A 10,781-nucleotide genomic window follows, 5' to 3' on the forward strand; every position below is an offset into this window, starting at 1 on the left:
GGGTACAATAGTCATCGAGTAGGGTTCCTCCTTGGTGGTTTCGCAATCCCGAGGATACCCTACTTTTTTGTTGCCTGGCTAGGCTCCAAATCTTGGTACACAACTTACTTTACGCCATCTGGTTTGGTTAGAAATAACGGCAGAAATGCCGTTGTTGAAGGGAGGTAGGGGAGTTCGGCTAGAAATAACAGCAGAAATGCCGTTGTTGGAGCAAGGTGGGGTGGTTCGGTTAGAAATAACGCTCAGTTATCCGGTAAATAGGGTGAATGCTTACGAAATCATTTATTTTTGAAACTTTGAACGCAGGGGTTCAAAAAAATCTGTGTGAGTTTAGCTGCGAAATAAGCTCCCTGCGGCTGCTGACGCCAGCTTTGGCGAAGATGGATTTCAGATGATCCTGTACCGTATAAGCAGAGATGTGGAGGCTCTGGGCAAGCTCCTTGGTGGATTTTCCCGTTAGCAGATGGTCGACGATTTCTTTCTCGCGTTCCGTAAGGCCGTATGCCTCGGTGATCAGGGGAAGGAGGTCTGAGGGCATGGCCTTCGCAAAAGAAACCGCAAGCTGAATAAGGCCGGAAGGTCCCTCAAGCTTGCTGGCTGTAAGCGTCAGGAATTGTCCATCCTCGGCACGGTAACACAGCTTGGCTGCCGGAAGACCACGGGCTGGAATCTTCTCCTCGGCTAACGCTCTTAAGCTCACCACCCGAATCGGGCCGGGCAAAGCTTGCTGCGTCTGACGCTCCATAAGCTGCAGCTTGTTCAGCCAATATTTCCCGCCGGAATTAAGGCTTACTGGAATGAGCTGCTCGTTAAGCACTATGATGCCTTCCTCCAGCGGCTGCTCAGAACCAGGGACAGGCATCCGGCTTAGAGCTTTTGCTTTTAACTGGCTGGCTATTAAGGGGCCAATCTCGCTTATCAGTGTTATCTCCTCCGGCCGAAAAGGGCCGCTGTCTTTCATGCGGAACAAAGTCAGAAACCCCCAGCAACCCTCTCTGGCCTTAAGCACCGCCCTCAGCTCGTCACCAAATCCTGCCTTGTGAAGCACCTCGCGGTAACGAAGACTGCGCATCGGCTGTCCGGCGGTTGCCTCCCATAAGGACCCAGCAGGAACCGGAGCCTCTGCCAGATCTGTGAACTTGTTGTAGTCGTCGTGCAGATATTCATTATCCAGAAGATTGCCATGAATGGCTTCAAGCCCCTGTTCAGTCATGGCGCCCGTGGTGAGCATCGTTAAGGGATCGACGGTCGTACAGCAGGCCGCATCAAAGGGCAGTACAGTTCTTAGCCTTGTTAACATGATCTCTCTGTACATCAGGGATGACAGCTCCTGATCCAGCTCCTGAAGAAGTCTAGTAATCGTAGTAGATGCTTCTTTCATGATACGGCCCCTTCTAAATCCCATAAATGTGGGATGGTGTATTTGCTGCCCAGTCTTGATAATTGAGAATAGTTCTTATTATATATGATGGCATCCGATCATCACAACGGAGGGAATTTCGATGGAAGATTACACGGGTAATACGGACAGTCCCTGGGAGCAGGCGGCGGCTGATCAATATTCCTATAATATAGCTCTCAAAATACCAGGCTATCAGCTCCAGTACGATCTGATGGATACGCTGTTGACAGCGCTGTTCAAGGAGCGATTTGGCCCGGAGGTGCTGGTGGTTGGCGCAGGCGGAGGGCAGGAGATTTTGACGCTGGCCCGGAAGCATCGGGACTGGAAATTCAGCGGGATAGATACCTCCAAGCGGATGCTGCAGGCGGCAGAGAAGCGTATCACCGAAGCAGGTGTGGAGAAAAGTGCTCAGCTCCATCATTGTGAACTTGCTGCATGGAAGAGCAGCAGACCGTTTGCTGCTGCAACTTGTATGCTGGTGCTGCATTTTGTGGAAGGGCGGGAGAAGAAGCTTGCATTTCTTCAGACGATTGCCGGACATTTGGAGGCGGGTGCTCCGTTGTTTATCTCTGCCATCAATGGCGATACAGCTTCCCCGGCTTGGTCCCTGCAGATGGCAGGATGGAAGCTTCATATGTTGAATAACGGGATTGACCTGAAGGACTGGGAACGATTTGAACAATCGTTTGGTGTGACCTCTTATCCGCTTCCGGCTGAAGAGATGGAAATGCTGCTGCGGCAAGCGGGCTTCACTACTGTGACCAGATACTTCGGCTCCTACCTGATTGACGGATGGATGGCGGTTAAAGGAGGCTGCGGGGAATGAGGACAGATATTGTTGTGATTGGCGGCTACGGCCATGTGGGAGCGCAAATCTGCACACTGCTGAGCGCCAGATTTCCGGGCGCCGTCTATGCGGCAGGCAGAAGCCTGGAACGCGCCGAGCAGTTCTGCAGGAGCACCGGAGGCAGAGTCAAACCTCTGCAAATGGATGCTGCCGAAGCCTTCTCCGCAGACAAAATGCGTCATGTGAAGCTGGTTGTCATGTGCCTGGATCAGCAGGACAGTTCTTTCGCAGAGGCTTGTCTGATCGCGGGAATTCATTATATAGATGTGACGGCGAATCTCGCTTTTTTTGGTAAAATGGCGCGGCTCGCCCAGTCCGGCAACAAGTATGGAGCCACCGCGCTGCTCAGTGTCGGACTGGCACCGGGGCTGACCAATTTGCTTGCGGGTGAAGCCAATCTGTCGATGGATAAGGTACAGCAACTGGATATAGCCGTTCTGCTTGGGCTGGGAGACAGTCACGGCCAGGCGGCCATCGAATGGACCGTTGACAACCTTGCTGCACAATTTGAGGTGATGCAGAATGGCACAGCCGTCAGAGCAGACAGCTTCACGGATGCCAAAAGAACGGATTGGGGCGCAGACCTCGGGAAACGCCGGACTTACCGCTTCCCGTTCTCAGACCAGCAGATCCTGCCGCAGACGCTGGGCATCCCCTCGGTCTCGACCCGCTTATGCTTCGATTCCAGAACCGCGACATCCGGCATAGCAGCGCTTCAGAAGCTGGGGTTGCTTAAATGGCTCGGGCATAGGCGTTTCCGCAAGGCGACTGTGCTTTCTTTTGGCAAAATCCGCTTGGGCACTGAACGTTATGCCATTAAGGTAGAGGCGAGGGGCCTGAAGAATGGGGCTGCGGTAACCTCAGAATATGTGATTCAAGGCTTCCGGGAGTCTACGATTACAGCCCAAGTAGCTGCGATTGCCGCCGGGACTGTGTACAGCAATGGCTATGGCACACCGGGAATCTATCACCTGGAGCAACTGCTCCGGGTACGGCTCGGCGAAGACCGCATATCGCTCTATTTGCCAGGGCAAGAGGATGCGGGTATGTACGAGGAAATCACAGGTCTACAGTGCTGGTCCCGGCACCCCTATACAGATTGAACTTGAAAAATCACCAAAAGGGAGAAGTGATGGAGGGGAAGTTTGGAACTGTAGGAGCGATAGCGTCCGCCTGAAAGCTTTCCAAAGGAAAGCTCGCTACGGAAGCATAAGCTATGTTTGGATTTCTACCGCGGCCAGCGGAATAAAATCAGGAAATCCAAACATAACAGCGGCCGGAAGTCCAAACATTCCCCGCAGTCACGGCCAAATCCCGATTTGTTTAAATCTCAAGTTCAGTTTGTATAGACCACATTACCTTTGATTCTTGAAAGTAGATTCTTTATAGTAGGATATGGATAAGGAAATGACATTCAGGAGGAAATCAAAGTTGAGTACACAGAGTCTTGGAATTCCACTCGAAGGATTTGCAGAGTTTAGCCGGACCGTTGGCGCAGAAGGTGCGGTGTTGTTAAAAAATGACGGACAGGTTCTGCCGCTGCGTGGCGGTGAAACCGTTTCGATTTTTGGCCGGACCCAGGTGAATTACTACCGCAGCGGCACAGGTTCGGGCGGCAGCGTGCATGTCTCGTATACGACCAATTTATTGGACGGGCTGCGCAGCAAGAAGAATCTTGCAGTCAATGAAGAGCTGGCGGCAGTATATGAGAAGTGGATAGAGCACAATCCCTTTGACAATGGCGGCGGGGCTTGGGCGGCAGAGCCGTGGCACCAGAAGGAAATGCCTTTAACAGATGAGCTGGTGTCTCAGGCGAGAGCCAAGTCAGACAAGGCGATCATCGTGATTGGACGGACGGCGGGAGAAGATCAGGATAATGCCGACGCGCCGGGCAGCTACCAATTAACAGCGGATGAACAAATGATGCTGAAGCAGGTAACGGCTTATTTTGAGCAAACCATCATCGTGCTGAATGTGTCGAATATTATTGATATGAGCTGGCTGGATGATAAAAGCTACGTGCACCCTATCCCTTGTGTGATCTATTCTTGGCATGGCGGTATGGAGGGCGGCAATGCCATTGCCGACGTACTGGCCGGAGAAGTGACGCCAAGCGGGAAATTGACCGATACGATTGCTTATTCTATTGAGGATTACCCTTCAACCCGCAATTATGGCAATGAATTCAAAAATATATATCAGGAAGATATTTATGTGGGCTACCGGTATTTTGAGACATTTTGCCCGGAAAAGGTTCATTTCGAATTCGGTTACGGGATATCCTATACTACATTCACTATCAAGCCGGAAGAAGCCAAGCTGGTCAGCCGGGATGGAAAGAAATTTGCCGAGATCGCTGTAACCGTAACGAATACGGGAAATGCTTTTGCCGGAAAAGAGGTTGTACAGGTCTATTACGAAGCGCCGCAAGGCAAGCTAGGACAGCCGGCCAAAGCGCTCGCAGCCTTCGTGAAGACCCGTGTCCTTCAGCCGGGAGAGTCGCAGCAGCTCACCGTGAGCTTCCCGATTCATTCGATGGCCTCCTATGACGACGCCGGTGTGACCGGGCATCCATCCGCTTATGTGCTGGAAGCCGGAACCTACCGCCTGTATGTGGGAAACAGCATCAAGCAGGTGGTGGAAATCGCGGTAGAGGGCCGCAGCGGCTATGTGCTGGAAGCTCTTGAGGTGGTGGGGCAGCTTCAGGAAGCGCTAGCGCCAACCGAGAGCTTCACAAGAATGAAGCCGGGTGCCCGCAAGGAAGACGGTTCGTATGAACTGCTCTATGTCGAAGCGCCGACGCGCAAGGTTTCTATGAAAGAACGGATTGAGAGCAATCTGCCCGAAACGCTTACGCAGACCGGCAATCAAGGCCATACCTTGAGAGATGTATATGATGGGAAAGTGGAGATGAAGACCTTCATCGCCCAGCTCAGCGATCAGGATCTGGCAGTCATCGTCAGAGGTGAAGGGATGAGCAGCCCGCTCGTTACACCGGGTACGGCTTCGGCTTTTGGCGGAGTAAGCGACCAGCTGTTCAGCTACGGAATTCCGGTAGCATGTACGGCAGACGGCCCTTCCGGGATTCGGATGGACAGCGGGCACAAGGCGACTCAGGTTCCGATTGGAACCCTGCTTGCGGCAACCTGGAATGCGGAGCTGGTAGAAGAGCTGTATGTGATGGAAGGCCGGGAGCTGGTCGGAAACAGCGTGGATACGTTGCTTGGACCAGGGCTGAATATCCGCCGGAGTCCGCTGAATGGACGGAACTTTGAGTATTTTTCCGAGGACCCGCTGATTTCCGGGGTTTTTGCAGCAGCGTGCACGCGGGGGATTATGAAAGGCGGCTCTAACGCTACCCTGAAGCACTTCGCCTGCAACAACCAGGAGAAGCACCGCAGCAAGGTGGATGCCGTCCTGTCAGAACGTGCCCTGCGGGAGATTTATCTGAAGGGCTTTGAGATTGCGGTCAAAGAGGGCGGCGCCAACTCGATCATGACCTCGTATAACCCGGTTAACGGGCATTGGGCAGCTTCGGGCTACGACCTGAACACCACAATTCTGCGCGGAGAATGGGGCTTCCAAGGCATCGTGATGACCGACTGGTGGGCCATTATGAACGATGTTGTCAATGGAGGACCGGCGGACCGCAAGTATATGAACTGGATGGTCCGTGCGCAGAATGACCTCTACATGGTTGTCAGCAACTACGGTGCAGAAGTCAACGCTTATGATGATAATATCATGGAATCCCTGGAAAATGGCACGCTTACCCGGGGAGAGCTGCAGCGCTCTGCCATGAATATTTGCCGGTTCATCATGAACGCGCCGGTGTTCTCCAGACCGCATGTAAGTGAGGAAACGGTAGAGAGCTTCAAGGCGAATCCTACCCTTTCGGCAGAACTGGCGCAATCTCTGGCTGAGAATGCACAGGTGAAGCCTGATGTTGCCGGATCGACCTTCGTGAAAGTGGAACAAGCGGGTGAGTACCGGATTATTGTGGGTATCATGTCCACGGAAACGGAATTGGCCCAAAGTGCATGCAATGTGACCCTGAACGGTCAGATGATGGCAACCATTCAGACGAACGGCACCGATGGCAGATGGATCAGACAGAAGCTTGTGAAGATCAACCTGGAAGCGGGTCTGTATGAGCTGAAACTGGATTTCGTGAAGCCGGGACTTCAGATCGACTGGATCGAATTCAAACAGGTGTAAGCAAATTGAAGTTTTGCACAGTAGACGCAAAGGACACCTCATGGGGTGTCTTTTTGCTTGTGTTCATAGAGGGATTTGGAGATTTCTGTCGAATTAGTTAAGTATAGCTTGCATGTGAAGGAGGTGAATCCCGGTGCTGCTCGCATAAGCTTGCACAGGCACACGGGAGAAGCAATGTGGAACTGGCTGAAAACATCCAAAGCATCGGCGACTGAACAGGAGACTGTGAACCAACCTGCTGAGACGGGAATAGAATCCCCTAGTCCCAAGATCATTATCATCACCGGAACAAGCGGTTCGGGGCGTAAAAGCATTGCCAGGCAGCTCAGTGCTTCACTTGGAATTCCCAATGTGATCCCTTATACGACACGTGTGATTCGCCCGCAGGAGCAGGACGGGGAGAATTATCATTTTATCTCTGACGGGGAGTTTCAGGCGATGGCGGAGAAGAATGCATTTTTCCAGACGGTCCATTTGGAGCGGGGACGTTACGGAATTGCAGTGCAGGAGCTTGAACAAGGCCTTGAGCAGCACAAAGCTGTCATTGTTGTGGTGAATCATGAAGGAGCGAAGGCATTCCGGGAGAAATACGGCGAGGACGCCTTGCGGGTCTTTATATACGTGACGAAAAATGATATCCAGCTTCGGCTGGAGCGGGAAGGCGTACCGTTCGCCATCATAGATGAATACCTGGGAAATTATACAGAGCAAGTGGCCTACAAAAGAGAATCGGAGTTTTTGCTGCAGAGTATGGACCCTGAAGTGACGCTCCAGAAAATTAAGGAGTTCGTGCAGACGAGAATATAGGCCGCAGACTGGCGGAACATAATCAGCCCTACACACAAAAGACACCTCAAGTGGTGTCTTTTCTTACTTTGTCAGGAATATCGGGCGTAAAAAAGGGGGCTGCAAATGAACGTGTTAGATTGCTACTTGACAAAGAGATTAAGATAATATTATATAAACTATAAATGAATCATTCATTCAGGGGGGCTTATGGAAAATACACGGCTAAAAGAAATATATGCAGCAGCCAGCCGACTGTTTATAATGCAGGGATATTCTAAAACACAGATAACTCATATAGCCAAGGCTATTGGTGTTTCCGTAGGCACCATTTATCTGGACTTTACAGGGAAGAAGGAAATCGCCCACTTTGTACTGAAATGCACAATATCTCCTGACTTTATGGACAGACAATTTGAACGTCCAATTACCGATAACATTTTTATTAATTTGGAGGAAGAAATCGAACAGAAACATAATGATGTGCTCAATGAGCTTTCCCGACATCTAGCAGCTGGGGTAAAAGACTATACATTTGAACATCTGATATCGGATGCTTTTGATCTTGTCTCGCGTTATGCAATTTGGATTTTATTTATCGAAAAAAATCAGTATGATTTTGATACTTTGGCTACGTATTACAGAGATTACCGTACACGTTTTTTTGCATTGATGATGCAGTATATTACAGCTTATATGGAAAATGGTTATATACGCAAAACGAAGTATCCGCAATATACTGTACATCATATTATTGAAACACTTGCCCGATGGGGGATGGACATACATTATAATTCCTTTGAAACAATGGATATTCCTCATATTGTAGCAAAAGAAGTTGTTCTGGATAATCTTATTCCGGCCTATAAAATATAATATGAAATGGGGCCTTATTAGCCCTATTTTATATTATTGATTAATGAATGAACTATTCATTCATAAGAAAGAGGTAAACTGATATGAGAAAAATACTGTTATCTGAAGGGTCAAGCCTTACTTCACGAGAAACAATAACTGTACTAAGGAATCATGGTTATATTGTTGATGTCTTATCGTCCTCCAAATTTCCTATTTCTGCGTTCAGCATATGGAGGCATAAAGTTATTTCAACTATAAATCTGAATGAAGAACCAAAGAAATACTTGAGCCAAGTATCAGACTTAGCAGGTTCCCAAGAATATCTAGCTATTTTACCAACCCATGAAGAAGCCTGGTTGTTTGCAGAAGGAGAAAACCATTTGCCTGCAGATATGCCGGTTGCAGTTGCTTCCTCTGAATCATTCCAAAATGTTCAGGGCAAGGTCGCTTTTGCTGAATTGGCCGACGAGCTGCAAATTTCACAACCTTGCTGGCTGTTGATTAATAAAGGCGAGTCGATTGACTTGCCTTTTCCATATTGGATTAAGTCAGACTTTGGAACCGCTGGACGTTCTGTATATAAGGTACATAATTCCTCTGAAAAAGAAGAAATCCTAAGTTGTCTTTGCTCTAGTGATAACAAGTTAATGGCACAGGAAAACATCAATGGCCAATACGGTCAAGTGCAGGCGGTATTCAATCATGGTGTTATGGTAGCTGTGCATACCTCTATCCAACAGGGTGTTGGTGCAGGCGGTTCAGCCGCTGCCAGATTAAGTGTAGATTATCCTCAAACTAGAGACGACATAAGTAAAATTGGAAAACACTTAAATTGGCATGGAGGCTTAACACTGGATTTTATCTACCAAGATGAAAAGCCGTATTATATCGAATGTAATCCACGTATGGTGGAACCTGCAAATGCAGAGAGAGCTGGAGTGAATTTTCCTGAAATCCTTATCCATTTAGCTTCTGGTAACCAGCTCCCCCGACAATTGTTAATTGGGAGAGCCGGTGTAAAGACCCATAGTACAATGGCACTTTTACTAGGAACTGCAGAAAGGACAAAAAGCAGAGTAGCGTTGCTTAGAATGCTTGGAAAATGTATAACTTTAAGCGGCTGCTTAAAAGATAGCGTTGAGGTATTGACGCCAGTATTTCAAGACCCGCTAAGCATTATTCCTCTTGTGTCTGTTCTATTTCGGCTGCTGGTAAATCCACATAAAGTAAAGTATATTGCAAATATTGCAGTGCAAAATTATAGCGTATCACCGGAGACAATAAAGAAATTAGTTTGATATAGGCGGCAAAACGATTCTCATTCTAGCCACATGCATGACAAGTCTATTCGCTGCTGTTGCCCATTAACCCCTTAAGTCCGTTAAAGAAAGGCCGGATGGTTTTGATCATACCATAGCCCATCTTCATCACTGGCATCGCCTTTTGCATGAATCCTATGAAGCGTAGGCCGCTGCTGAGGCCTGCTGCTAGTCCTCCCCCGGCAGCACCTGCACCCGCTCCTCCAAAGAACGATCCGAGAAGCGGCATGAATGCGGAGACTTCGGCTTTGCGCGAACGGGCGGGTGATTTTTTGCGTGATGTCCTGCCTGTTGCTGGTCTGGAGAGGATCAATACATCCTTCTGGAGTCCGGTTATATATCCTACATACGAACGTCCGTCATGAAGCGTAATGCAGACTGGCCGGCCCTTCAGCTCCTTTGCCCGCTTGCGGATCTTGGTTGGCTGTCCCATATGTCATTCACCTCGTTGTTATATTTACTTCATATTACTCAGGGATTAGAGTGGAGCTTGTGCGAATAGGAAAATTATTTTGGCTGAGGAAATGGAATAGAGGTCTATCCTTGAAGTATTGCAATTCAAGTCAAAACTCCAGTTATTCCCTCTGCTAAGATCAATAGGGAAAGGAGGGGACGCGACGTGTACGAATGGAATGAAATGGTTCAGCTTATGGTGGACTGGATCGAGGGGGATCTTGCCGCTGTGCCTTCGCTTTTGAAAATGTCCGAGCAGCTTGGCTACTCGCCGTACTACTGCACGAAGCAGTTTCACTCGCTGACCGGGGTGACTTTGCGGGATTATGCCTGGATGCGCAGGATCAGCCGCGCCGCGCTGGAGCTGCGTGATACGGATGCCCGGATTCTGGATATTGCGGTGAAGTTCGGCTTCTCCTCACAGGAGGCGTTCTCGCGGGCGTTTGTGAAGGCTTTTCAGATTACCCCCCGTGCCTACCGCAAAGCGCCCCGGCCCATTCCGCTGGCGATTCGCGCTGAAGTGTTCTCCCCTTATCACTATCTGATCAAGGAGCGGGATAAAATGAGACAGGTGCATTTACAGGAAGCGGAAATCAAGATCGAGCGTATACCGGCCCATAAATTCATAGGGATCTGGGATACGGACGTGGACAATTACGGCCAGTTCTGGGAGCACGGCCATGATTGCGACGAGGTGTCGGGAACGCTGGAGAGCATGTCGCACCATACGCTTCCTGGTCAAATCGGCCAGACAGCGGGCTGGTTCTACCAGAACGGACAAAGGGGCTGTCTCATAAGTAGACTTTCTACAAATGAAAATAGCCCATACTTATTCGAGTAGCAGTAAAAAGACAGCAGGGCATCTATTCTCCCGTTATTGGAGAATAGATGCCCTGCG

General features: G+C 49.6%; 8 protein-coding genes and 1 pseudogene. 7 read left to right on the top strand and 2 right to left on the bottom strand.

Going from position 1 to position 10,781, the window contains the following annotated elements; all coding sequences use genetic code 11:
- Nucleotides 1-310: 310 nt before the first annotated feature.
- On the bottom strand, nucleotides 311-1,381 hold the full coding sequence (locus ACX1DY_RS31215; RefSeq protein ID WP_458968010.1) for a helix-turn-helix transcriptional regulator: 1,071 nt from the start codon (nucleotides 1,379-1,381) through the stop codon (nucleotides 311-313).
- A 121-nt stretch (nucleotides 1,382-1,502) separates the two neighbouring features.
- Between ACX1DY_RS31215 and ACX1DY_RS31220 the strand changes: the two genes are divergently transcribed.
- The 6 genes from ACX1DY_RS31220 to ACX1DY_RS31245 all read left to right on the top strand — a co-directional run bounded on the left by ACX1DY_RS31220 (nucleotide 1,503) and on the right by ACX1DY_RS31245 (nucleotide 9,409).
- Entirely contained in the window at nucleotides 1,503-2,228 is a 726-nt protein-coding gene (locus tag ACX1DY_RS31220; RefSeq protein ID WP_458968011.1) for a class I SAM-dependent methyltransferase, read from the top strand.
- Nucleotides 2,225-3,352, top strand: coding sequence for a saccharopine dehydrogenase family protein (locus tag ACX1DY_RS31225; RefSeq protein WP_458968012.1), 1,128 nt, complete (start codon nucleotides 2,225-2,227; stop codon nucleotides 3,350-3,352). The genes ACX1DY_RS31220 and ACX1DY_RS31225 overlap by 4 nt, the downstream gene beginning before the upstream one ends.
- A 328-nt stretch (nucleotides 3,353-3,680) precedes the next feature.
- Nucleotides 3,681-6,467 (top strand): glycoside hydrolase family 3 C-terminal domain-containing protein, encoded by a 2,787-nt coding sequence (locus tag ACX1DY_RS31230; protein ID WP_458968013.1) that lies wholly within the window; start codon nucleotides 3,681-3,683, stop codon nucleotides 6,465-6,467.
- A gap of 174 nt (nucleotides 6,468-6,641) precedes the next feature.
- Nucleotides 6,642-7,274, top strand: a complete 633-nt coding sequence (locus tag ACX1DY_RS31235; RefSeq protein WP_458968014.1) for a guanylate kinase — start codon at nucleotides 6,642-6,644, stop codon at nucleotides 7,272-7,274.
- A 189-nt stretch (nucleotides 7,275-7,463) separates the two neighbouring features.
- Nucleotides 7,464-8,129: a helix-turn-helix domain-containing protein gene (locus ACX1DY_RS31240; RefSeq protein ID WP_458968015.1), complete on the top strand. Its 666-nt coding sequence runs from the start codon at nucleotides 7,464-7,466 to the stop codon at nucleotides 8,127-8,129.
- An 83-nt stretch (nucleotides 8,130-8,212) separates the two neighbouring features.
- Nucleotides 8,213-9,409, top strand: coding sequence for an ATP-grasp domain-containing protein (locus ACX1DY_RS31245; protein ID WP_458968016.1), 1,197 nt, complete (start codon nucleotides 8,213-8,215; stop codon nucleotides 9,407-9,409).
- A gap of 46 nt (nucleotides 9,410-9,455) precedes the next feature.
- Here ACX1DY_RS31245 and ACX1DY_RS31250 read toward each other — a convergent pair whose 3' ends face one another.
- A complete protein-coding gene (locus ACX1DY_RS31250) occupies nucleotides 9,456-9,863 on the bottom strand; it encodes a hypothetical protein (RefSeq protein ID WP_458968017.1) in 408 nt (135 codons plus the stop codon).
- A 186-nt stretch (nucleotides 9,864-10,049) separates the two neighbouring features.
- Here ACX1DY_RS31250 and ACX1DY_RS31255 point away from each other — a divergent pair.
- Nucleotides 10,050-10,676: pseudogene (locus ACX1DY_RS31255) on the top strand (helix-turn-helix transcriptional regulator); the annotation flags it as partial.
- Nucleotides 10,677-10,781: the final 105 nt, after the last annotated feature.

Source organism: Paenibacillus sp. BAC0078 (assembly GCF_054483875.1).

Excerpts from the sequence above, each read along its gene's own strand:
- ACX1DY_RS31215 (WP_458968010.1), bottom strand. The coding sequence starts at position 1,381 with ATGAAAGAAGCATCTACTACGATTACTAGACTTCTTCAGGAGCTGGAT.
- ACX1DY_RS31220 (WP_458968011.1), top strand. The coding sequence starts at position 1,503 with ATGGAAGATTACACGGGTAATACGGACAGTCCCTGGGAGCAGGCGGCG.
- ACX1DY_RS31225 (WP_458968012.1), top strand. The coding sequence starts at position 2,225 with ATGAGGACAGATATTGTTGTGATTGGCGGCTACGGCCATGTGGGAGCG.
- ACX1DY_RS31235 (WP_458968014.1), top strand. The coding sequence starts at position 6,642 with ATGTGGAACTGGCTGAAAACATCCAAAGCATCGGCGACTGAACAGGAG.
- ACX1DY_RS31240 (WP_458968015.1), top strand. The coding sequence starts at position 7,464 with ATGGAAAATACACGGCTAAAAGAAATATATGCAGCAGCCAGCCGACTG.
- ACX1DY_RS31245 (WP_458968016.1), top strand. The coding sequence starts at position 8,213 with ATGAGAAAAATACTGTTATCTGAAGGGTCAAGCCTTACTTCACGAGAA.
- ACX1DY_RS31250 (WP_458968017.1), bottom strand. The coding sequence starts at position 9,863 with ATGGGACAGCCAACCAAGATCCGCAAGCGGGCAAAGGAGCTGAAGGGC.